This window comes from Bdellovibrio sp. HCB185ZH (genome assembly GCF_047302455.1).
Taxonomy (GTDB): Bacteria; Bdellovibrionota; Bdellovibrionia; order Bdellovibrionales; family Bdellovibrionaceae; genus Bdellovibrio.
The window spans coordinates 3826486-3848444 of the sequence record NZ_CP178624.1; the positions used below are offsets into that span (position 1 = coordinate 3826486).

The following is a 21959-nucleotide window of genomic DNA, read 5'->3' on the forward strand; positions in this document are numbered from 1 at the left end:
GTTGGTCTGGTTTTACCTAAAATAGGCTAAAAATTACCTAAATTAGGTAAATATCATTTTCCCCCTCTTGAGTTTTACCTAATTTAGGTCGATAATTACCTAAAGTAGGTAATTATGCTGGCAGATTTGCTCGGAAGTAAAACCACAGAAAAATGCCTGATATATTTGGCGGGGCAGGGCGAGGCTTATCCTCTGGAGATCGCAAAGACTTTTGGGATTAGTAACACCCAAGTCATCCGCACTCTCAATAAACTTGAGCAGTCGGATATTTTGGTCGGAAAAGAGATGGGCAGGCTGCGGATGTATTCGTTAAACCCATCTTGGATGCTGGCGAAAGAATTGAAAGCCATGCTTGATAAAGTTCTTCTCAATATGCCCCTCGCAGAGCAAGAGAAATACTTTATGAAAAGAAAACGCCCACGAAAAAAGAATAAAGTAGTTTAAAATGAAAATTTCCAATGAAATGAGTCGTAAGCAATTCGCCGCCGCGGTCGTAGGGCAACTAGAAAAACATGGGATATCTTGTGTTTTAGTCGGCGGAGCTTGTGTATCTATTTACACAGATGAAAAGCATGCTTCTCGAGACCTGGATTTCATTTCGCCGTTTTCGCATGAAAGTATCGCAACAGCATTGGCTGAAATCGGCTTTCAGAAAAAGGGTAGATACTTCTTCATCCTGATTCAGAAATGTATGTCGAGTTCCCCAGCGGACCCGTCGCAATCGGTAACAAAGTTCCTGTCAAGCCCGAGGGAGAGCTGAAAGTTCAAAAGACAGTGATCCAGATGTTGTCACCAACTCAATCAGTTATGGATCGATTGTCAGCATGGTTTCATTGGGATGATCGACGAAGCTTGATTCATGCACTCTGGATCTGTGAAAAGCATCCAGTAAGTATTGATAAGATTAAGCGTTGGGCGGCTAAAGAAAATGCCGACGAAAAGTTTGAGCAATTTTTAGCCCAGTACAAAAATCTCAGAAAGTAATTAAAGAGTGAAATCAGGTCTCATCGCTATTAATCTTGCCGCAATTATTTTTGGAACCGCTGCTTTATTCGGCGAGCTTCATGTTTCTCCCTTTTGGATTGTCGGATGTCGCGCAGGATTCGCAAGTCTCGCACTGATCATCGTCGGAATGGTTAGGGGAGGACTTCATCCAAAATCGGCAGCAAAAAACTGGCGGCTTTTTCTTTTAACGGGAGTACTGTTAGCAACACATTGGCTGACGTTCTTTGCATCGGTTCAACTCGCAGGAATTCCCATCGCAACACTTACGTTTGCGAGCTTTCCGTTGTTCACAGTCTTGATCGAAACCTTCCGTTCAAAAAGAAAACCGCACTGGTATGAAGTGGCAGCAGGGATTGCAATCATCATCGCTGTATCACTGCTCGTCGATCTTCATGCCGAAGGCACAGCCATGTGGGGCTTAGTTTCTGGATTCGCGTCGGCGATCACGTTCGCGATCTTTGGAATTCAAGCTAAACACCTAACCGCAAAATTCACGTCGCTCACTGTTTCGTTTGTCCAAAACGTGATCGTGTTCTTATGCATGCTTCCAGTCATGCCCTTCACGGAACCAAAACCAGAATCATTCGAAACAATGGGATGGCTCGTGATTCTGGGAGTAGTGACAACAGCACTCATGCATCAGCTCTATTTGTTTGCGCTAACAAAACTTTCGGCATCCACATGCAGTGCTTTCATAGCGCTTGAACCGGTCTATGCAGTTTTGTTCGCAGCACTGCTGTTCAATCAGCCATTAACGGGTTGGGTGGTGCTGAGTGGAGTCCTGATCGTTGCAGCTTCGATCGTTCTTCTTCGTTCTGAAGCTAAAGAAACTCACCGAGCAGCTGTTATTGATTAAGACTTTTGATGGAAAAAGCGCGGTTACCTAGAAGCGCACTTTAAAAAAAAAGGCAGGTCAAAAACCTGCCTTTATTATTCAAACTAAAAAACCAAAAACTACTTCAAAGTGAAGTTAAAGATATTCTGGTCAAAGCTGTTGTACTCATCATAACGAGTCAAAGCATAAAGGTCCTTACGAGTTTGCATTTTCTCAAGCAAACCTTCTTGAGTCCCTTTAGCTTTAATTTCAGCCAAACCAGCAACTGTCGCACCCATCGCCAGACGGAAAGTCGTCACTGGATAGATCACGATGTTGTAACCAAGGTTAGAAAGTTCCGTGTAAGTGAACAAACGACCTTTACCAAACTCAGTCATGTTCGCAAGCAAAGGAACAGAAACTGCTTTACGGAATTTTTCAAACTCAGCTTCATTCTCCAAAGCCTCAGTAAAGATACAATCCGCACCCGCATCAATGTAAGCCTTAGCGCGATCAATAGCTTTATCCAAACCTTCAGAAGCACGAGCATCCGTACGAGCGATCAAAAGGAAATTCTCATCAAGCTTCTTACCACGAGCTGCCGCCGCAACCTTACGAGCAGCCTCATCACGAGTAACCAAAGATTTCCCGTCCAAGTGACCACAACGCTTCGGATTGACCTGGTCTTCAATATGACAACCAGCAAGCCCCATCTCAATCATCTCTTGAACCGTACGAGTAGCACTCATCGGCTCACCAAACCCAGTGTCGATATCAATGATGGTAGGCAAAGAAGTAGTACGAGCAATCTGGCGACCACGCTGAGCAACCTCAGTCAAAGACGTTAAACCGATGTCAGGATACCCAAGATCGTTCGACAAAACAGACCCAGAAATATAAACCCCATCAAACCCAGCCTTCTCAATGGCCATAGAAGCCAGCGGAGACCAAGACCCCGGCATCTGCAAAAGCTTACCAGTCTTCAAAGCATCTCTAAAATTCTTACGCTTCTGAGCCGGAGTAATTTCAGGAAACAACATAAAAGAACCTCCAAAAAAACCTCTGGCCATCTCAACGAAATCCTAAGAGTGAAACCAAGGCAACGGAATTAAAAAACAAAATCAAACTCTACGATTCAAGGCTTTATGAAATTTGAAAGAATGCCTCTGAACCAGATCAATTCTTAAACTACCACTTTCAAATCAAAAGATGTCTCAACATCAAAGGACTTTCAAAAGTGATCTACGAAACTCATCGAGGAGGCAGCGGTAAGGCTGGGCCTAGGGGTTTTGTAGAGACCTCCGCGGGGCCTGGACGGCCCTCGCCGAAGGCGAAGCGGTAAGGGCAGGAGGCCCGGGTCTCGTAAAAACCCCTAGGCCCAGCCTTACCGCTGACGGTCTTCGCAAGAAGACTAGAAGATCCCTTTTGTATCGCGCTTGTTGTTAACAAGCTTGTCGATAGGAATCTGAACGTTCAACTGTTGAACCTGCTCAGCAGTCAAGTTTTCCAAATTCTCACAAAGACCGATGAAGCGATCACGTTCTGCTTTAGTGATAATTCCCTCAGTCAAAGTGTCAAACTTACGGATGTAGTCAGCACGTTTGAATGGACGAGCCCCCGCCGGATGCGCATCAGCCACACCAAGTTCATCAACGATTTTAGAACTGTCTTTCATCGTGATTTCTACGCGGCCACCGAAGCGTTTTTTATCTGGATCTGTCTCGTGGTACCAAGCAGTCCATTGTTTGTCTTCGATCGTAGAGATTTTGTGCCACAATGCCACAGTGTCAGCACGTTTCGCGCGCTCTGGAGCATACGAGTTAACGTGGTGCCAAGTACCGTCTTGAAGAGCCACTGCAAAGATGTACATGATCGAGTGATCAAGAGTTTCGCGAGAAGCATTTGGATCCATTTTTTGTGGATCGTTCGCACCAGTACCAATCACGTAGTGAGTGTGGTGAGAAGTGTGGATCACGATATCTTTGATATCGTCGAAGTTTTTGATCATTGGCTTCATTTTGCGAGCTAGATCGATCAATGCTTGAGATTGGTACTCTGCAGAGTGCTCTTTAGTGTAAGTCTCAAGGATCGCGCGTTTTTCTTCGCCAACTTCTGGAAGTGGAACTTCGTATTTACCGTTTTTGCCGTCAAGCATGTAAGCGATAACTGAATCTTCACCTTCATAAATTGGAGATGGAGCGCCTTCGCCACGCATAACACGGTCAACAGCTTCAACAGCTAGTTTACCCGCGTGTGCTGGAGCGTAAGCTTTCCAAGAAGAGATTTCACCTTTACGAGATTGACGAGTCGTGAAAGACACGTGAACCGCTTGTTGAACCGCTTGGAAAATAGTTTCAGTTGGAAGGTTCAACAAAGTACCGATACCCGCCGCTTGAGCTGGGCACAAGTGAGCGATATGATCTTTTTTGTGCATGTGAAGGCAGATCGCTTTAACTAGGTCTACGTGAACTTCGTAACCAGTCACGATACCTTTAAGAAGCTCTTTACCGTTTTTACCCATTTGTTGAGCAACGGCCAAGATAGCTGGGATGTTGTCGCCAGGGTGAGAGTAGTCAGCTGCCAAGTAAGTGTCATGGAAATCCAATTCACGAACTGCAGTGCCGTTTGCCCAAGTCGCCCATTCACAGTCAAATTTTTGATCATTCGGCATACCGAATACAGTTGCACCACCATTGCGAGGGTGAGCAATCGCCATGGCACGAGCAGAAGCTACGGGACGGCGGTTTGCTGCAGCGATAGCAACAGAAGCGTTATCGATGATACGGTTGATAACCATATCGACAACGTCAGCTTTGATTGGAGCATTGTCAGAAGCGATTTCTGCAATTTTCCAAGCCAATTGATCTTTGCGATCCAATTTTTCTTTAGATGGATAAACACGCACTGTGTGTTTTTTCATGGGAATCCTTTCAAGACTCTTGCTTGCATCAAGCCTCAAAAGACTTGTTGCGTTATTTAATGATTAAATGAAAGCAAGCAAGGCTAACTTGACCCCAGAATAGGGTCAAGAAACGAGAGAGTGCGTAAAGGCGCTTTTGTTATGAAAATCAGCCTGAGGACCCGGGTGAGTGAGGGCATAATAAGCTTTCGAACCATCGGAAAACTCTACCACCGCAGTGATGCCCAATTGTTTGAAATGTTTCAAAGCGGGTGACTGAATTTTGACCCGGAAAATCGCCTGATCGAATTCCAAAGTCCGGTGACTTAAACTGACTGCCGCAGTCCCGTCGGGGCGCATGCCTTGGCGGTAGCCGGTAAAGGCATAGGCATTCCAGTCGCCCGTGGGGGAGCAGTTCACTTCCAGATAGGGGGAGTCGGTCTCAAGATCGAAACTGAAAAAAGCTTCCAGGCAGGTGGTCTTCCAAAGTTCATCCCGGCGAGTGGCATCTTCACCCTCGCGCAAAGGTGGGAAGTGCAAGTGTCGAGTAGGGCCTAGCAGGAAATATTCAAGAATAACTTCATCGTCGGAGGTCACGTAAACTTCAGATTCTACTTTAAATAATTTCGTGAAATCTGTCTCAGTGTAAGGTTTCAGCTCAAGCACTAACGTTTCTCCCAGTTCAAGCGAGCGGTAAAAAGATTCTTTCCATCAGAGGTGCGAACCCCGCGATAAACGGTTGACCCACCGGTTTCTGATTGTGAGGAATCGCTCAGACTTTTCTCGATCTCCACCGTATCACCCAGATAAGTCTCTGCCAAAAAGTTTACCGAGTACGAATTTAGTTTCAAGACCTTATGAAGCTCAAAAGGAATGGAATCCAAAATCCATTGGGCATATTTGGCGTTGTTGACGTGTTGGTTGATATCCAGATCGGAATTTCTGACGGCAAATTGGGCAAGTTTTTGATATTCACCGCGAACCGGAATTTTCTCGGTTTCCAAAGTCAGAGGCTCTTCAGAAATCACATCGTCCCAAGGACGCATCTTATCAACTGCCAGGATTTTGCCGCTGCCTTGTTCCAGCGCCAAAAAAGTGGTCGTACAATGCCCAATACATTCATTTTTAGAGTCGAAAATTTTGAATCCGCGTAAAACAAAGGCACCTTCTGGAGGTCTTAGCCACGTCTGAATCCGAATAGTCTCGCCAAAGTCAGGCCAACGCTTCATTTGGGAATGTTGCCTGGTCAGAACCCAGTACATATTGTCTCGGGCCATCTGATCGGCTCCAAAGCCGATGTGGGAAGCATGAAGCCAGGCGGTTTCCTGAATCAGGTTTAAGAGACCAAAAAGGCCTAAAACCCCTCTGGCATTGACGCTTTGACTCGAGATTTTGAATTCTTCGTTCCAGGTTTTGGTGTTCATACTTGAGGCATCCTCCCTTTTTTTGCGGGATTATTTTGTTATTTTACACAACTTATGCGAAAAAACAGGACGGAATTTATCACAAGTGATGTATACTGTTTTTAGTGTATGGTTTGATTCTTTCATCAAATCAATTTGTCACATTCTGAAAAGTTGTTTATGCTTTATTATCTTCAGGCGGGTATATGAGACAAAAAAATATGTTGGCTGACTTTCTTAAAACAAAACGCGTTGCTGCGGGTCTATCCCAAAGAGACGTTTCTGATAAACTAGGGTATTCAACTCCACAGTTCATCTCTAACTGGGAACGTGGTGTTTCTCATCCGCCAATCAATGCTTTGAAAAAACTGGGCGAGCTTTACAAAGTATCTGCCGAAGACCTTTTCGAAGTTACTTTGAATGCGACGATCCAAGACGTGACTCAGGATCTACGTCGCAAATTCGCAAGCTCCAAAGCTCGCTAATTTCAAAATCCCAAGCTAAAAACTAAAAAGCCCGGTTCTCCCGGGCTTTTTCTGTTTCAGAATCAAGAAACTTCACTGATCAATTTCAAAAATTCCGTACTCTTACGGTCAATCAGCTCTCCATTTATAAATCTATGTAAAACGCTGCCAATCAATGTCTGATAAGGAATTCCCAAACGTTCTGCCTCTGTTTTGATATCAATTAAGTCATTGGTATTCAGGCGAACACTTAAAAGAGTCTTATTAACGTCCTCTTTGGGGATCGATTTAACAGGTTTCTTCTTTAATTTTTTAAGGTCATATTCTTTCTTCATAGAAACTCCTTTCCCTCGAAGTGGCCTTACGGGCAGAAATAATTCGGACCGTATCTCCCTCGTCCTTTTCGCAATACACTATCAGCAACAATCTATGCCTTAGCGAAAATCCAATTCTAATAAAGCGTTCTTCTTTAGAGCTATGATCATCGTCATAAAACTCTAACGATCTTGAGTCGGCCCAAGCCGTCTTAGCCTCATCAAACCAAACTCCATGCTTTCGGAAATTGATTTGTTCTTTTATGGAATCCCATTCGAAATCCATAGGCACTCCTTCATTGTAATACGTTGTATATACATTTGCAAGAAGTTCAAAATTGCAAAAAAAAGGCCCTGATATGGGGGCCTTTAAGGGGAGTTTAAGCTGTGTGAGGAATCGGAAAGCGGAACTAGAAAGTACCGATCGAAATATGCACGCGCCAAGGGGACTCGCCTGGTTGCATATTCAGTTTCCACGCCAGATCCACGCTCAGCGGACCTACCGGAGTGTTATAGCGGAAACCCGCGCCCGTCGCTGCACGATACGGCTCATTGATTTCAAGTCCTTGAATTTGCACAATACCACCGTCGTAAAACAGTGCGCCCCCGATGGAGCCGTAAATCGGGAAGCGAAGCTCTGACTTAATCAGACCCATGGTTGAATCCGTCGTCAGATAGTACTTTTTATTTCCGCCGGCAATTCCCAGGTCATTGTTGTTCGGGAAATACTCGGTCCCAGCCTCGTAACCACGAACTGTCGAGATACCGCCCAGAGTGAATCCTTTTTTATCCCAAGGAATACCGTTTTGGCGATCCGCTGTATCGGGCAGGTGACTTAAGTTTTTGATGTAACCGCCACGGAAATTATTTGCCCAAACAACTGGCTGCTTTTGAGCCGTGCCAAGTTTGCTATAAAAAGTGATACCCGCAACCGCACGCCAGTATTTAATCGTTTCTGTCCCGCCAAACACCGGATCAGAATATTCGGCATTCACACGAGTAAAGGTTCCCGCAGTCGGGTTGAAAGGATTGTCACGGAAGTCGAAGTCGATATTAGGACCCGTCGTCACGATATCTTGTTGAGTCGGAGCGTACGGGTAAGAGGCATCCAAACCGGAGTCTCGTACTTGCGCCAAGGAATAGATATCCCAAGTTCCAAGAATCTTAGAGGTCAGATCTTTTTCAATCGTATAGGTGTACTGATTTAAGTCGGTGACCTGTTTGACGTTAAAATCAGTGATCTGGCTGGATAACGTAATATTCACGCGGCCTCTAACGTGGGAGCCAAATAAATAAGGTTCCAAGTAACCCGCCACAACTTTGTGCTCCAGATACTTAACGTCGGCGATATTGTAATTGCCTTCCAGACGTAACGAAACCCCGCGGCCCGTCCCCAGCAAATTGCGGTAAGAAATACCGGTGTAACCACGTAACGTCAGCTGACGTTCATTGGTCGCACCCGCACCGATATTAAATGTTCCGGGTTCACGCTCCGTCACACGAACGATGACGGTGCGATCAGCGATATTCGTTTTCTCTTCCAACGTTTTAACTTCGACGGTGCCAAAGAAACCAGTTCTTTGCAGGTGCGAGATCGAATCCTCGATTTTTTGCGGAGTGATCAATTCGCCTTTTTTAACTTCCAACTCCTGGTACAAAACATAGTCGCGAGTGAAAGTATTGCCCTCTAAAATAATGCTGGCAGCGCGAACCTGCGGGCCTTCAAAGATTTTAAAGTTTAAAATGGCTTTGGTGTTGGTTTCATCATAAGTCACCAGATCTTCTTTCTCGTTCAAAAGAAGCATCTCGATATAACCGTTTTTCTGATAGAAAGTTTTAATATTCTTAACGGCTTCTTCGATCTGGCTTAGTTTCAAGGGGCCGGGCTGTAAGCCAGTCACTTTCAACAGTTCATCATTTTTATAAGCCTGATTTCCCAGGAAAGAAACCGATTGAATCAAAGTCAAAGGACCTTCATCCAAATTCACATACAAACTGACCTGATCTTTTTCTTTATTATAAGTTAGGCGAGTCGATACAATTTTGGATTGCAGATAACCTTCGTTTTGCAGCGCCAATACCAGATTCTTTAAGCCTGTATCGAAGTCATCCTTGTTGTAATAACCATCAGCCACCGTCACAGAGCTGTAATTGCGAATGATGTCAGAATAATGTTTGGGAGGACGGCTGAATTTTCCGTTGATATTAATCGCCTGAATTTTTACGCGGGGACCCTCTTCGACATCGAAAGTGATCTTGCGCAAAAACTGATTGCCGTTATCGTCTTCCGTCGCGGTCACTTCGGCGCGGGCATATCCCTCTGACAAATAGTGATTGCGCAGTTTTGCCGCAAGCTCAGTTCCAATATTAGGATTGGCAGAATAATAGTTATCCAGATCCAGGGCATTTCTTAGTTTGCGGGTACTGAAAATTCGCTGACCTTTGAAATCAAATTCATAAGCTTCAGGGCGATCCACGCGGTAGTTCAAAGTCGCTTCGGATTCGTCAGCATTGTAAGTTACTTTAGGCCCTACAAAATCCGCACGGACATAGCGCTCTTTGTTTAAAAATGCGCGAGCCGCTTTCGTGATGTCAGACAAGGTTTTATCTGTCAGAGGATCATCCAGACGTGAATCAAGCTTATTGACAAGGTCTTTATTCAATTTTCCATTCGGACTTTGCACGATTAAATTGTTAATCAATGTCCGCTTGTTTTCCGTGACCTTAAGGTTGATGTCTACCGTTTCGTTTTTGCCCGGCGGCATTTCAATATCGACAACCGTGTTTAAAAACCCCAGGTCGCGATAGTGCAGACGTAATTTTTCACCCAGCTCGGCCAGGCTTTGCTGGTCAAAGACATCCCCGGATTTCACTGCGAAGATGGCCGATGTCTCTGAATTCGACAGAAAATTATTTCCGCTAAAGTTCACTTCACCAATACGTTTTGCATGGATGTAGTCAAGTTTATAGGAACCCGCAGCTCCCTCGGTCACCACCAAGCGGTCAAATTGCGGCTTTGGTTGCAAGTAGCGTAAGATATCATCCACCACATCAAGGGCGATATAGTCTTTATTGATTTGCGGATAACGGCGTAAAAGATCCGTTTGAATATCTGCTGGCAAAGCTGAAATATCCAACGCCTTTTTTGCCCAGGCCGGGGAGGACTGGATAAATAAAAGGAATGTCAAAGCCATCACGAGAGTCCGGATCATTTGAACTCCCGTTTAAATTCAAGATCAAGTCCGAAAATACTTTCAGTTTCTGAAGGTGTATTTTGCAAAGTATTATTGTCGTACATGTTTTTATTTTCAAATGATCCAACCGCTGTCCAGTTGGGGTTCAAAAGATATTCAAGCTTCACATCGTAACCAGAAACATCACCCACTTGACGGCTGCCAGACACTTTCATTTTGTCCGTCAAGCGACGAGTCAAAGTGATCTTAGGAACACTGATATTGCGAGTGGAATCGTATTGAGAACTCACCCCGAATTTGAAACCTGTCGCTTCAAGTGGTTTATTGATCTCTCCGGCTAAGATTCCACCGGCCACTTCAAGACCTGCCTGGTCGGCAAGCGCTTTAGATTGTCCCGTGGTCGCCATACTTTGAGAAGTCACTCCCAGGGCGATCAAAGAAACGATATCTTGCTCTGAAAGAGGTGGGATACTAGTCAGTTTGATCGTGGGATTTTTTGCTGGTCCCTGAGCAAACAACTGAACATCGTATTCATTGATACGAGAAGTCGCTGACACATAAAGATTCGGATTGATCTGATTGGGATCCGTAAAATCCACGTTCGCCGTCAAAATATCAAACTGACGGTCTTTGAATATAATTTTAGAGCGTTTTTCAGTCGTGATTTTACCCAAAAGAACCGGATTCGTCGGAGGACCTTTCACTGCGATATTTCCCGTGACTGTTCCATCAAACATGGAGTTCTTCACCGGAAGCGGTCTTTCCAAATTGATTTGCAAATCGAGTAATACTGGCTCGAACTGGGTTTCGCGCAAAACTTTAGGTAAGTAAGCACTCTGTTGGATGCTGGAAACACCAGCGCCACCTTCAATAAATTCTTTTTCGAAAATCCCACCGTTCACGCGGTAAGTTCCAGATAAAACAAACGGGAACCATTTTCCAGAAAACAATAGATCCGCATCGCCCGTCGTGTGAACACGATCAGGAACATTCATCGTGACGTTTTCAAGATGCGCACGCACAGAGGTTGGCAAATCTCTGACACCATTGATGATCACGCTGCCATCGCCGGTCACCGAACCACCAGCCAGCTGGCCTTTGATTTCGTTGATGATGATACGAGTTTGCGAGAACGAAACACTTGCCTGCAATCGTTCCAATGGGTGCGGGAAGCCTTTTAGTTTCACAAAGGCATTATTTAGATTAGCTGTGCCCAGAATTTCCGGCTTCGTCAATTTACCAGAGACACTTGCAGATATGCGAAGCGGGCCACCCAAATCATCTAAAAACGGAGTGAAGATCTGCAAAAGACGTAAGTCCGCTTTTGCGTCGATATTCATGTTCAACCGATCTGCCGTAAAGTTTGTACCCGTGATTTTAATCGTGTTGTGAGGACCACGCAGAAGGAAATTTTTAAAGGACGTATTGCCGTTATCTGCGATGATTTCAATTGGCCCCGTATTTGAAACACTGGAGTTGCCACGTTTCAAATAGAAATTTTGAATATTAACTTTGCCAGTGGATTTGAACAGGTCCCCAGATTCAGAGCGTAAATCAATGGTCGAGGTCAATGAAGACTCGTACTCGTTGGCAAGGTTCGCGCCACCGATTAGAGCTAGAAGGGAAGAGAAGGTCCACTGGTTGGTCTTCATCTGAATTTTCAAAGGCGTCGCATTTTCAAATGGAATCTGAAACTCACCCTGAACTTTATCACCAAACAGGCTTAACTGACCACCCAGGCTTTTTGCATCCAAATGCATTTGGAAGGCTGAGTTTTCCAGTTCTTGATCTTCCAAAACAGTTTCCGTCAAAGCGCCTTTGACGTTCACACGAGCCTCTTTAAAGGAGTTTATAATCTCCGCAGAGGCATTCAAAGATCCGTACATATTCGTGGTGATGCGATTGACAGCGTCGGATTCTTCCAGACGCCAGTTTTTAGCATCCACGATCAGATTTAAAATCTTATCGTTGCTAATACCACCAGTCAGTGTTGCGACCGAATTATTTTTCAAAAGTTGAACTTTGCGAGTCTTGATATTCCCATTCTTGGCATCGACATTAAAGTGCAATTGATCAAAGTTTTCGCCACCTGCCGAAACATTCTTAAAAGCTGAATCCAAAGAATAATTCATTCTCCAGAAGTTCAAAGGACCTTCAACCGTCGCTTTAGCGGCACCAGTTCCAGCAATTGTCAGAGGGAATTTATAAATACCTTCAAGGATCGTTGCGATATCGTCCAAGTCCGCAGTCGGTGCACTGAAAGTTCCTACCAAGTGACTGTGGGTTAAGTCGATATCCAAATCACCGATGTACTGAGTTTTATTTTGAGCGCCGGCGATGTTTTCAAACAGCAAGTGGCCTTTTTTCAGTTTCACATTGCTGATGACGTTACCCAAATTGAAGTCTTCAAAAATAAAATCACGAACATTCAGGCTCATGTCCATGGTCGCCGTGTTCGAATCACCCTGGGTGGAGCCTTCAATGCTGGCGTTACCGATTATTTTTAAGTGCGCCAGATTTTGGATATCTTTCATATCCAGTTTTTTGGTTTTATAATTGATCTTAAAACCTTTGTGGAAATCAATTATACCATCACTGGTACCCACGCTGCTGCCGATCGCCAGATTCGTATCGTAGGTCACAGCATCCATGGTCACGTGAGTTTTTCCAGTTACCTTAAAATTTTTAAGGTTCACGATTTCCATACCTTTGGAATTATTCTCGGACTTAACCCAAAGATTTTGGCCCGTCAGTTCTCCGTCTTCACAAGTGACTTGGAAAGAAGGAAGGATGCGACCAGCACAAGGCAGAACCCCTTGAGCAGTTAATCCCACAGGAATGCTTTTTAAATCCAAAGTGGCAAATAGTTTTTGTAAATCCAAAGTTTCAACTTTAACAACGGATTTAAAGTCATAATTTTCATTCAGCTGAAACTGGGATTTATCCAGAACCGCTTTACCAGCGGGGTGATTCACAGTCACTTCAGAGAAAGTGAAAGCCTTATTTTTGTATTCACCCTCGATGTGAGCATCGCCCAATTCAAACTTTCCGACAAACAGGCTGTGAGTCGTGATATCTGCTTTGGCGTTGATGTCAGATAACCCGTTAAAGCGCGTTTCAATCTCAGTATCCAAAGTTCCGGCAAGCTTAGGAACAGAAACCGCCGGTTTTAAATCCTGAAGCTCTTTGTAAATATCTGCCAAAGAAACTTTCGCCGACAAATTGATGACGCCCGAAGGTTTCAGCGTCACGTTTTTGAAATCCGTCAATTCACCACGAGCGATAAACTCAGACTCATCCAAGCGAACACCCAATTGTAGGATGCGTAATGACTGACGAGTCAGGTAAAGATGTGAATCCAGAGAGCCGGAAAACTGACCGACTTTTTTAAGTGAAACGGCCAGTGTCGGAGTGTCCAGTTTCGCTGTGATATTGCGGCCCATGTTCGTTAGCAACAAACCACTGTTGCTGGCCTCGATGTTGAAGCCCATTTTTTCTGACGAAACCAGAATATGCACATTGTTCAGCAAAACTTTTTGCAGAGGAATTTTTTCCGTGATCGCAAAGATATCATCCAATGGCAAAGGTTCAGGTTTTGAATCCTTTTTCATCAGGGGATCAATATTAATTGCGGCCTCGGGTGCATCAATCATCAAAGCCGACAAATTTAAGCGGCCACCCAGAATGGAAAAGAAATCCAAATGAATGCTTGCGCGAGCCACGCGAACAACTTCCGTGACTTTTGCGAATTCACCTTTAGGCAGGATGCGGATATTTTCTAAAGCCAGGGAAGGTCTAAGAACACGGATGCGCAGTCGGTCCGCTTGAACTTCCACCGGCAAAGAAGTTTTGGAATAATTCTGCAGTTCTTGCAAAGCCCACACTTCCAGGCGGGGAATGATAAACCAATTTCCCAGACCCCAAAGAATCAAAAAACCTAAAGTGGGAGTGATAAGGATCCAAAAGACTCGCTTCACTGGCCACCACTCCAAATACTCAAAAGCGCACTACCGGCACGGTAGTGGGGACGGGAAGCCAGCAAGCCTTCTAAAATTTCAACAGCCGTGTGTTTTTGTCCAATGCCCCACATCGCTTGCGCCCGTAAGTAGGCCGTAGCAAAAAATGTTTCCGGTTCGTGGGCATAAGCCAACTCCACCTGCGCAATTTCATTTAAGAGTTCAATGAAGCGGCGGCATTGCAACAACACTTCCATACGGAACCACGCAAGACTGGCCGTGGGTTCGCAGAACTGCAAAATATCCAGTGCAGTTTCATAGCCTTCAAACATGAAAGCGGCGATAGCAAAATCAAAGGCCATCTCAGGCGTTTCTTCCGCTTGATCACGCAGGGATTGCAAAAGGATCAAAAGAACTTTTTCAACTTCAGGATCTTTCGGTGAAAGCTCCTCAGGTTTTGGGCTGCGCGCGCGAGGAGATCTGCGCGCTAAAATTTCCAAAGCATGGCGCTGACGATGCTCGCGCACTTCGTGCGCCACATCGCTGTCGCCAGGATAAAGTTTCTGCAGACGAGCGAGCAAAACTTTTTCTTGTTCGTAAAGTTGTTGCGTACGCAAGGTGATCAATTGATCCAAAAGATTTTTCTTATTGCTTAGGAAATCTTTATGAATGCGATACTTGCGATTCGAACGCCACTCGCCCAGCAGAGGGGAATATTTATTTAAAGCGGCAGAACGTGCGGCTTCATTTTCAGATTCACTTTCCTGAATTCCTTCGATCAAAGCATTGATGACTTTTTCATCCAAATTGATAGTGGCATGCCCCAAGGCCTCCATGAAGTAGGGCCAAGGAATCGGAAAGTTTTCGTTGTCGATATTTTTGATCACGAATTCCGCAAGCTGCAAATAGCGACCGCTGTGATTTAAAAATCGTGCAAGGGCGTTGATGTTATCTAAGGAAATTTGATCGGGAGAGGACTCTAAGCTCGAGATCAATCGTACAGCGACTTCGTCGAGATCGCTGGTCTCGTTGAGTAAATTTTGAATTTCCAACTCAACAAAAATAGACAAAAAAAAGCCTCCGCTCTGAATTAACAGAATTACTCGTCTAGTTTGAAATAAAAACGAGTGTTTGCGGAGACTTAATATCTTGCGTTAGGAACTATTTTTGGCTGACGCGTTCTACGTAGTCACCAGTAGAAGTATCGATGCGCAAAACATCGCCTTCATTGATGTGCAAAGGAACGCCAACAGACAAACCAGTTTCCATGATAGCTGGCTTAGTTGCGCCAGTGACGCGGTCACCTTTAACGCCTGGATCAGTTTTAGCAACTGCCAAGTTCACAGCTTTTGGAACGTCAACGGCAACGGCTTTTTCATTGTAGAAAAGAACTACAACTTTAAGACCTTCCGTTAGGTAGTATTTAGATTCGCCAAGGTCTTCTTCAGACATCGCGATTTGCTCGTAAGTTTCATTCGACATGAAGTTAAAACCTGTGTCGTCTTTGTACAAGAAATTCATTTCTTTGTTTTCAACGTTAGGTACTTCGAATTTCTCACCAGATTTGAAAGTCACTTCGAGATTTTGGCTCGTAAGCATGTTTCTCAATTTTGTGCGAGTGAATTGGTTGCCTTTACCTGGTTTCACGTGTTGGAAGTCCACGATCACGTAAGGTTTGCCTTCAACCATGATCTTCAAGTTCTTACGGAAATCTGATGTTTCGTACATTTAATACCTCTTTTTAAAGCTGGGAAGCGATCTCAAGACTGCCACTGACTGCGTTGCTCGTTGGCGGCATACAGGAAGTATGCCTTCTCCTCGCGCCTTGCATTGGCACTCTTGATATCGCTTCTGATTTGCGATGCAAAGACGTTAATATGCCTAATTCATTTAGGAAATGTCAAATGAGGGAGCGGTAGTCTTCGATTTTGCGAAGCATCATCTGAAGGGTTTCGATCTTTCTTTGGCGAACCATTTCCTCACGGGGAAGAAGTGGTTTGAGCGGAACGGGTTCGTCAGGTTCATTATAACGAACTTGCAGCGTCTTCATTCGGCGTTGAATTTCAGGATGATCGCCAAATTCCACCCGGGTGTCCTTTAAAAGTGCATGGGCTTTTTCAAGATCGTTACGCACAATGAACGCGTCAATTAGCGACAGCATACGTTCAAAAGCCTTATTTCTAGGCACTGGTTGAGGTTTGAAAACCTCCGTAGCCGCACCGGTTTTAGTGCCGGGATATGTGGCTTCAATGACGGGGGCATCCAAGTTGACGGCGGGAAGTTTTTCCATCGAAAACACTTCTTCGTCATACTCATCCGCTGTCAGTGATTCTAATTTTTGAACGGCTTTTTGTGCAGACTGAGAATTAGGATTTAAGAACAAAACCATCTTAAAAGCTTTCAAAGCTTCCTTGGGATTTTTGTTCGTCAGTTGCAGTTCCGCCAAAAGTTGATGTGCCAGAATATTCTCAGAAGCCAAGCCTGTGGCCTTTTTTAGGGCCTCGATGGCGCGACTGATTTGGCCTGCGTCGCGCAAAATTTTAGCGTATGTGACCAATCCTCCGACAAATTGCGGATGGCGTTGAACGCCCGCAGTCACGACTTGCAGCGCCTCTTTCATCAGTCCCATCTCTCTATAAGCTTCCGCCAGAGGGGCGAACACCTGAGAGGTCGGATCCTTTGCGAGGATGTTCTGATATTTTTCGATCGCGCTTGCTTCAATCTTCGGCATACTTCAGATTCTAGTGCACATTCATTGACTTAGCAATACGTTCGGAATGAAATTAAAAGTATGAGTTTGACGATTCTTGGGGTCGACCCCGGTTCCCGCATTACTGGTTTCGGTGTGGTTCGCATCCACAATGGCAAGATTGAGCACATCAATCACGGCGTCATTTTGTTGGATGGCGACCAGGATTTTCCAATGCGTATGACGGAACTTGGTTCAGCATTTCGCGAAGTGATGGAAAAATATCGTCCTCATCAAGTCGTGATCGAAAAAATCTTTCTGGGAAAAAATGCTGACAGTGCTTTTAAATTAGGGCACGCCAGGGGAGTGGTGATGTACGAAGCAGGCCTGGGTAAAGCCACGGTTGCAGAGTACGCCACAAGGTCCGTCAAAAAAGGAATCACAGGAACCGGCGGCGCTTCGAAAGAAGACGTGCAAGCGGTGCTCAAGGCGATGCTGAATATTAAAGCTATCAATCGCATCGACGCCTCGGATGCCCTGGCTATGGCTTGCTACCATGCCTTTGAAATGAAAAAGAACGCAGTTATACAAAGAGCGGTGAGTATATGATCGGTTATTTGCGCGGTAAAATTATTGAAGTATTGAATGATTCAGCTCTGATTGACGTTCAAGGTGTGGGCTATGAAGTTTTGGCTTCTGCCAGCACATTGGGTGACTTTACCATTTTGCTTGGTAAAGACATTATCGTTTGGATTCACACTCACGTGCGCGAAGACGCTCTGACTCTTTTTGGTTTTCACGACAAAGAGGAAAAACATCTGTTCTTGTCTTTGCTAAAAGTAAACGGCGTAGGTCCAAAAATGGCATTGAGTATCTTGTCTGGCGGTCGTCCCGCACAGATTCAAGAAATGATTGAAGCTGGAAACGCCAAAGCCCTTTCTGGTTTGCCGAAAGTAGGTAAGAAAACCGCTGAGCAAATCATTCTGACTTTAAAAGGCAAATTGGTGTCTATCGATGAAGGCAGCAAAGCCAAGTCTGAATCCTTGACACAAATTACATCCGCACTTTTAAATCTGGGTTACAAATCTCAATTGGTTGACCAATTCGTTTCCACTCTGCCGATGACTATCACGGTTGAAGAAGGTGTGAAAAAAGGCTTCCAAACATTGTCAGGAAACTTGTCATGAGTCGCATTATCGAAGGCAGCATTTTAGAAGACGAAATCCACGAAAGCAGCAGTGGTGGCGGCGGCGAGAAGGCTTGGGAAAACGAATTGCGTCCCCAGGATTTCGCAGAGTTTTCTGGTCAGGATATCGTTAAAGATAAAATCAAAGTTTTCGTGGCAGCGGCAAAATTTCGTGGCGAACCTTTGGATCACGTTTTGCTATCAGGTCCTCCGGGCTTGGGTAAAACGACGCTTGCACAAATCATCGCTAACGACATGGGTTCCGATATCAAAATGACATCGGCTCCAGCGATAGATAAAAAAGGTGATTTGGCTGCGATCCTGACTTCACTTAAACCAAACTCCGTTCTTTTCATCGACGAAATTCATCGTTTGAGCCGTCACGTGGAAGAGTATTTGTACACGGCGATGGAAGACTACTACATCGATATCGTAACCGGTGATGGTTTGGGCGCACGCTCAATGAAGTTCCAATTGGCCCCTTTCACTTTGGTGGGTGCGACAACTCGAGCGGGACTTTTAAATCCTCCGTTCCGGGATCGTTTTGGGATTGTGGAAAGACTTCAGTTTTATGACAAAGCTGCCCTTCAAAAAATCTTGATCAGATCGGCTCGTAAACTGAATGTGGAAATTGACAATGATGGAGCCGAAGAAGTGGCTCGTCGTGCGCGCGGAACGCCTCGTATTGCGAATCGCCTGTTAAAGCGCGTTCGTGATTATGCACAAGTAAAAGGCAATGGCGTCGTCACTCAAGAAATTGCGATATATGCTCTGGATCAGTTGGGCGTCGATAAACACGGCTTGGATCTCATGGATCGTCGTATTTTGAGCCTGATCCAAGAAAAGTATTCCGGTGGGCCGGTGGGTATTGATACAATAGCTGCTGCGCTCAGTGAAGAGCGTGACACTCTTGAGGAAGTGTATGAGCCATTCCTAATCCAGGAAGGATTCATTCAAAAAACTCAACGCGGTCGCGTGATCACTGAATCTGCAAAAAAATCAGTTTTAGAAATCATCCAAGCGGAGAATTAATATGCTTACAAGACAGCCTCTCGTCGTCGAAGTCCTTAGAGGACATGTGGTCGAGAGTGTTCATCAAGTCATGGTGGCTGTGGTGAACGAGGCTGGTCATCTTTTGCATGGGTGGGGTAATACCAATTACGCCACCTATCCGCGCAGCGCGATCAAAATGCTTCAAGCACTGCCTTTGATCGAATCCGGTGCTGCAGATAAATTTGAACTTAAAGACGAATGGTTGGCGTTAGCTTGTGCTTCTCATCGCGGGGAGCCCAAACACTTGGAAGCTTTGTCTGCTTGGGCACACAAAATCGGTGTTGCTGAAAGTGCGTTGGCCTGTGGTCCGCATTTGCCGTACAACGAAGCTGCTGCCCATGAGTTCATCCGTCATAATAAAAAGCCCACGGCGTTTTGTAATAACTGTGCTGGAAAACATCTCGCACTGATTTCAACCTGTCTGCATTTGGGTGAAGATTATCATGGCTATGAAAAACACGATCACGCTGCTCAAAAAAGATTGCGCAATATTTTGACGGAAACAATGAAGGTGGATCACGGAAAAATTCCTGAAGGCATTGATGGGTGCGGGATTCAAACTTATGCCGTGCCTTTGCAAGCCATCGCGATTGGCATGTCGACTTTCATCAATCAGCATGCAAACGAGCGCCGCAAACAAGCGGCCCAACGTCTGACTCGAGTGGTGACTAGCAATCCATTCTTTGTGGCGGGTAGTGACGATTTCGCCACAAGTGTGATTCAAAAGACACAGGGTCGCGCAATTATTAAAGGTGGAGCCGAGGGTGTTTTTGCGGGTTTCTTGCCTGATAAAAAAGTGGCCTTCGCCCTGAAAGTCGCTGATGGCGCGGGTCGCGCGGCACAGTTTGCGGCCTCGCAGGTTTTATTGCATTTGGGCGGTATGAATCTGGATGAAGGCAAGGCACTCTCGAAATTCACTCAACCTCACATCACCAATTGGAAGGGTGATAACGTCGGAACCTTACGCATTGCTAAGCCCCAGTAGCTAGTGATAAACTAGTCTCATGTTCTTACAAAAAACGATTCGTAAAAAGACAATGGTCAACGGTATTGGTATTCATTCCGGGGACGCGTGCACGCTCACGTTCCGCCCGGCTCCACCGGATACGGGCGTTTACTTTATTCGTAAGGACTTGCCAGGGTCCCCATCACTTAAAGTGACAGCTAAGAATGTTCAAGCAACCAGTCACCAAACGACAATCGGTGGCGAAGCGTTTTCTGTGGCAACGATCGAGCACTGTTTGTCAGCGCTTTCAGCACTTCGTATCGACAATCTTTTTATTGAATTAGACGGTCCGGAAATTCCAATCTGCGATGGCAGTGCGGGAGAGTTCCTGAAAGCCTTGTTAGAAGTAGGCATCGTCGAGCAAGATCAGCCTCGTAAGTATTGCTACATCACAGAGCCCATTTATTTCAGTGAGGGCGAAAAGCACGCCTATGTGGTGCCATATCATGGCCTGCGTGTGACTGTGACGATTGATTTCCCACATCCTAAAATTGGCAAACAAACGATTGATCTTGATATCAACGAACAATCTTTTGGTCGTGACATCGCCAGCGCCCGTACTTTTGGATTCTTAAAAGACGTCGAGGCATTGCAAGCCCGTGGGCTTGCAAAAGGTGGTAGCCTTGATAACTGTATCGTGCTTGACGGTGAGGACGTGATCAACCCCGATGGTTTGCGCTGGGCTGACGAATTCGTTCGTCACAAAGCCCTGGACGCCTTGGGGGATCTCGTGACCTTGGAAATGCCAATGATGGGTCACGTGGTGCTATACAAAGCAGGCCACGACGTCATGAACAAGTTAGTTAAAAAGATCTGGGATTCCCCAACATCATACCGCCACGTCGAGCTAGGCGCCGATATCAGCGAAGAAGTACAACGCTTCTCCGGATGGACACTAGACGCCCGCTAGGGCGGTCGGTGAAAAAGGCCCATCTGACTGCGTTGTCGGCTGATCTCCTCGCTCCGACGTGCGAGGAGCACGCCTGCGCTGCGGGGATCAACCTCCGCCTTGCATCTGGACCTTTTTGACCGACCTTGGTTTTCGGTTTTATTTCAGTGATGCATGCGATTACCGATGCGGAGATAGTAAATAAAAAAGGCGCTTTTTAGAGCGCCTTTTTCTTTATTTTTTTCTTGTGGGTTCGTTGACTGTTACTTCGTTGCCGGTCATTGCGGCTTCCATGAGGTCTTTGTGGTAGTGCAGGATTACGCTGCCTTGCTGGATTTGTGGAATCACTTTGGATGCCATCGACAAGGAAAGTGCCGGGCAGCCCCAGCTGACACCCAAGCGGCCGAAAGGTTGACCTGTCTTAGGGTTTTTAGAGTTGATGAAATCCTCACCCACATACCAAGCGCCGTGCAAAACGATATCGCGGTTGTAGGCTTGATCGTTTGAGGGTTGCAGTCCGTACATGCGCAAAGTTTTTCCGTAAGAGCCAGAATAAATTCCGCCCGCCAAATAAAAGCCCAAAGATGTTTGTTTGGAATCTTTGATGTTTGAAAATCTTGTTGCGTAGTTGCTGTTGCCAGAACCTTTGCCGTGAGCGACGTAATAACGAATTACATCACCGGTTCTTAAGTTGATCAGAAAAAAACGTCGGCTTGTAGAAGCTTGAGTGAAATCAACGATGGAAACCAATTCCGGATATTCCAATGTCACAACCGTCGTTGTCGGGCGGCGTTCGGATTCATCACAAGGACGAATAGTGTCAGGCCATTTAGCGCAGTCATAAGTGCTTTGTTGGAAGGAACGACCATGGTTTTCATCCAAGAAGCGAACCATGCGATCCAATGCATCGGTTGGAACACCTTGAGAGACAATCTTAGCCATCACATCAGAAGCGGGGCCCGCGATAGCAGTCGCCGTCATCAGAGTTAATAAGACACTTACAAGAGCGAATTGTACTTTCACAGATCCCCCGGATTTGCAGAACAGTTCAAAATTTGGTGCGTTATTCGAGGATATAAAAGTGAAA

At 45.4% G+C, this 21959-nt stretch carries 21 protein-coding genes; 9 read left to right on the forward strand and 12 right to left on the reverse strand.

The genetic code is table 11. The features are described 5' to 3' along the window. The first annotated feature begins 114 nt into the window (after nt 1–114). From ACLSU7_RS18570 to ACLSU7_RS18580, 3 genes are all read left to right on the forward strand, one after another. A complete protein-coding gene (locus ACLSU7_RS18570) occupies nt 115–444 on the forward strand; it encodes a winged helix-turn-helix domain-containing protein (protein ID WP_413293389.1) in 330 nt (109 codons plus the stop codon). Nucleotides 445–687: 243 nt separating this feature from the next. Beyond that, on the forward strand, nt 688–984 hold the full coding sequence (locus ACLSU7_RS18575) for a hypothetical protein (protein WP_413293390.1): 297 nt from the start codon (nt 688–690) through the stop codon (nt 982–984). Nucleotides 985–991: 7 nt separating this feature from the next. Further along, complete coding sequence (locus tag ACLSU7_RS18580; protein ID WP_413293391.1) at nt 992–1861, forward strand: DMT family transporter; 870 nt, start codon at nt 992–994, stop codon at nt 1859–1861. A 98-nt stretch (nt 1862–1959) separates the two neighbouring features. Here the strand turns inward: ACLSU7_RS18580 and prpB are convergent, their stop codons facing one another. The 4 genes from prpB to ACLSU7_RS18600 form a co-directional block, all read right to left on the reverse strand. After that, nucleotides 1960–2859, reverse strand: a complete 900-nt coding sequence (prpB, locus tag ACLSU7_RS18585) for a methylisocitrate lyase (RefSeq protein ID WP_413293392.1) — start codon at nt 2857–2859, stop codon at nt 1960–1962. A 371-nt stretch (nt 2860–3230) separates the two neighbouring features. After that, the gene (locus tag ACLSU7_RS18590) at nt 3231–4739 is read right to left on the reverse strand and encodes an MmgE/PrpD family protein (RefSeq protein WP_413293393.1); all 1509 of its coding nucleotides are present in this window, start codon (nt 4737–4739) and stop codon (nt 3231–3233) included. 105 nt (nt 4740–4844) lie between these two features. Then, the gene (locus tag ACLSU7_RS18595; protein ID WP_413293394.1) at nt 4845–5384 is read right to left on the reverse strand and encodes a DOMON-like domain-containing protein; all 540 of its coding nucleotides are present in this window, start codon (nt 5382–5384) and stop codon (nt 4845–4847) included. After that, nucleotides 5384–6142 carry an acyl-[acyl-carrier-protein] thioesterase gene (locus ACLSU7_RS18600; RefSeq protein WP_413293395.1) on the reverse strand — a complete coding sequence of 253 codons (759 nt, stop codon included), beginning with the start codon at nt 6140–6142 and terminating at the stop codon, nt 5384–5386. The genes ACLSU7_RS18595 and ACLSU7_RS18600 overlap by 1 nt, the downstream gene beginning before the upstream one ends. Nucleotides 6143–6327: 185 nt before the next feature. Here ACLSU7_RS18600 and ACLSU7_RS18605 point away from each other — a divergent pair, with 185 nt between their 5' ends. Beyond that, nucleotides 6328–6606 carry a helix-turn-helix domain-containing protein gene (locus ACLSU7_RS18605; protein ID WP_142700799.1) on the forward strand — a complete coding sequence of 93 codons (279 nt, stop codon included), beginning with the start codon at nt 6328–6330 and terminating at the stop codon, nt 6604–6606. Nucleotides 6607–6668: 62 nt separating this feature from the next. On the opposite strand, the gene ACLSU7_RS18610 is transcribed toward ACLSU7_RS18605, so the two are convergent. The 7 genes from ACLSU7_RS18610 to ACLSU7_RS18640 form a co-directional block, all read right to left on the reverse strand. Beyond that, nucleotides 6669–6920, reverse strand: coding sequence for a hypothetical protein (locus ACLSU7_RS18610; RefSeq protein WP_413293396.1), 252 nt, complete (start codon nt 6918–6920; stop codon nt 6669–6671). Then, the gene (locus tag ACLSU7_RS18615; protein WP_413293398.1) at nt 6904–7185 is read right to left on the reverse strand and encodes a BrnT family toxin; all 282 of its coding nucleotides are present in this window, start codon (nt 7183–7185) and stop codon (nt 6904–6906) included. Before ACLSU7_RS18615 ends, ACLSU7_RS18610 begins: the two co-directional genes overlap by 17 nt. Nucleotides 7186–7309: 124 nt before the next feature. After that, entirely contained in the window at nt 7310–10111 is a 2802-nt protein-coding gene (locus ACLSU7_RS18620) for a POTRA domain-containing protein (RefSeq protein ID WP_413293399.1), read from the reverse strand. Next, nucleotides 10108–14070, reverse strand: coding sequence for a translocation/assembly module TamB domain-containing protein (locus ACLSU7_RS18625; protein ID WP_413293400.1), 3963 nt, complete (start codon nt 14068–14070; stop codon nt 10108–10110). The genes ACLSU7_RS18620 and ACLSU7_RS18625 overlap by 4 nt, the downstream gene beginning before the upstream one ends. After that, nucleotides 14067–15119: a hypothetical protein gene (locus tag ACLSU7_RS18630; protein ID WP_413293401.1), complete on the reverse strand. Its 1053-nt coding sequence runs from the start codon at nt 15117–15119 to the stop codon at nt 14067–14069. Before ACLSU7_RS18630 ends, ACLSU7_RS18625 begins: the two co-directional genes overlap by 4 nt. A 91-nt stretch (nt 15120–15210) precedes the next feature. After that, the gene (gene efp, locus ACLSU7_RS18635) at nt 15211–15777 is read right to left on the reverse strand and encodes an elongation factor P (RefSeq protein ID WP_413293402.1); all 567 of its coding nucleotides are present in this window, start codon (nt 15775–15777) and stop codon (nt 15211–15213) included. 172 nt (nt 15778–15949) lie between these two features. Continuing rightward, entirely contained in the window at nt 15950–16780 is an 831-nt protein-coding gene (locus tag ACLSU7_RS18640) for a tetratricopeptide repeat protein (protein WP_413293403.1), read from the reverse strand. A gap of 60 nt (nt 16781–16840) precedes the next feature. Between ACLSU7_RS18640 and ruvC the strand changes: the two genes are divergently transcribed. The 5 genes from ruvC to lpxC are packed head-to-tail and all read left to right on the forward strand — an operon-like array spanning nt 16841 to nt 20893. After that, nucleotides 16841–17347 carry a crossover junction endodeoxyribonuclease RuvC gene (gene ruvC / locus ACLSU7_RS18645; RefSeq protein WP_413293404.1) on the forward strand — a complete coding sequence of 169 codons (507 nt, stop codon included), beginning with the start codon at nt 16841–16843 and terminating at the stop codon, nt 17345–17347. Then, on the forward strand, nt 17344–17925 hold the full coding sequence (gene ruvA, locus ACLSU7_RS18650; protein ID WP_413293405.1) for a Holliday junction branch migration protein RuvA: 582 nt from the start codon (nt 17344–17346) through the stop codon (nt 17923–17925). Before ruvC ends, ruvA begins: the two co-directional genes overlap by 4 nt. After that, nucleotides 17922–18956: a Holliday junction branch migration DNA helicase RuvB gene (gene ruvB, locus ACLSU7_RS18655; protein WP_413293406.1), complete on the forward strand. Its 1035-nt coding sequence runs from the start codon at nt 17922–17924 to the stop codon at nt 18954–18956. Before ruvA ends, ruvB begins: the two co-directional genes overlap by 4 nt. A 1-nt stretch (nt 18957) precedes the next feature. Then, nucleotides 18958–19962 carry an asparaginase gene (locus ACLSU7_RS18660; RefSeq protein WP_413293407.1) on the forward strand — a complete coding sequence of 335 codons (1005 nt, stop codon included), beginning with the start codon at nt 18958–18960 and terminating at the stop codon, nt 19960–19962. Between the two features lie 19 nt (nt 19963–19981). Further along, nucleotides 19982–20893, forward strand: coding sequence for a UDP-3-O-acyl-N-acetylglucosamine deacetylase (gene lpxC, locus ACLSU7_RS18665; protein WP_413293408.1), 912 nt, complete (start codon nt 19982–19984; stop codon nt 20891–20893). Nucleotides 20894–21106: 213 nt separating this feature from the next. Here lpxC and ACLSU7_RS18670 read toward each other — a convergent pair whose 3' ends face one another. Beyond that, nucleotides 21107–21895: a murein L,D-transpeptidase catalytic domain family protein gene (locus ACLSU7_RS18670; protein WP_413293409.1), complete on the reverse strand. Its 789-nt coding sequence runs from the start codon at nt 21893–21895 to the stop codon at nt 21107–21109. Between the last annotated feature and the right edge of the window lie 64 nt (nt 21896–21959).

Bases quoted from the DNA above. Each gene is read 5' to 3' on its own strand.
- efp (WP_413293402.1), bottom strand. From the start codon at position 15,777: ATGTACGAAACATCAGATTTCCGTAAGAACTTGAAGATCATGGTTGAA.
- ACLSU7_RS18615 (WP_413293398.1), bottom strand. From the start codon at position 7,185: ATGGATTTCGAATGGGATTCCATAAAAGAACAAATCAATTTCCGAAAG.
- ACLSU7_RS18605 (WP_142700799.1), top strand. From the start codon at position 6,328: ATGAGACAAAAAAATATGTTGGCTGACTTTCTTAAAACAAAACGCGTT.
- ACLSU7_RS18600 (WP_413293395.1), bottom strand. From the start codon at position 6,142: ATGAACACCAAAACCTGGAACGAAGAATTCAAAATCTCGAGTCAAAGC.
- ACLSU7_RS18590 (WP_413293393.1), bottom strand. From the start codon at position 4,739: ATGAAAAAACACACAGTGCGTGTTTATCCATCTAAAGAAAAATTGGAT.
- ACLSU7_RS18620 (WP_413293399.1), bottom strand. From the start codon at position 10,111: ATGATCCGGACTCTCGTGATGGCTTTGACATTCCTTTTATTTATCCAG.
- prpB (WP_413293392.1), bottom strand. From the start codon at position 2,859: ATGTTGTTTCCTGAAATTACTCCGGCTCAGAAGCGTAAGAATTTTAGA.
- ruvB (WP_413293406.1), top strand. From the start codon at position 17,922: ATGAGTCGCATTATCGAAGGCAGCATTTTAGAAGACGAAATCCACGAA.
- ACLSU7_RS18570 (WP_413293389.1), top strand. From the start codon at position 115: ATGCTGGCAGATTTGCTCGGAAGTAAAACCACAGAAAAATGCCTGATA.
- ACLSU7_RS18575 (WP_413293390.1), top strand. From the start codon at position 688: ATGTATGTCGAGTTCCCCAGCGGACCCGTCGCAATCGGTAACAAAGTT.
- ruvC (WP_413293404.1), top strand. From the start codon at position 16,841: ATGAGTTTGACGATTCTTGGGGTCGACCCCGGTTCCCGCATTACTGGT.
- lpxC (WP_413293408.1), top strand. From the start codon at position 19,982: ATGTTCTTACAAAAAACGATTCGTAAAAAGACAATGGTCAACGGTATT.
- ACLSU7_RS18610 (WP_413293396.1), bottom strand. From the start codon at position 6,920: ATGAAGAAAGAATATGACCTTAAAAAATTAAAGAAGAAACCTGTTAAA.
- ACLSU7_RS18640 (WP_413293403.1), bottom strand. From the start codon at position 16,780: ATGCCGAAGATTGAAGCAAGCGCGATCGAAAAATATCAGAACATCCTC.
- ACLSU7_RS18660 (WP_413293407.1), top strand. From the start codon at position 18,958: ATGCTTACAAGACAGCCTCTCGTCGTCGAAGTCCTTAGAGGACATGTG.
- ruvA (WP_413293405.1), top strand. From the start codon at position 17,344: ATGATCGGTTATTTGCGCGGTAAAATTATTGAAGTATTGAATGATTCA.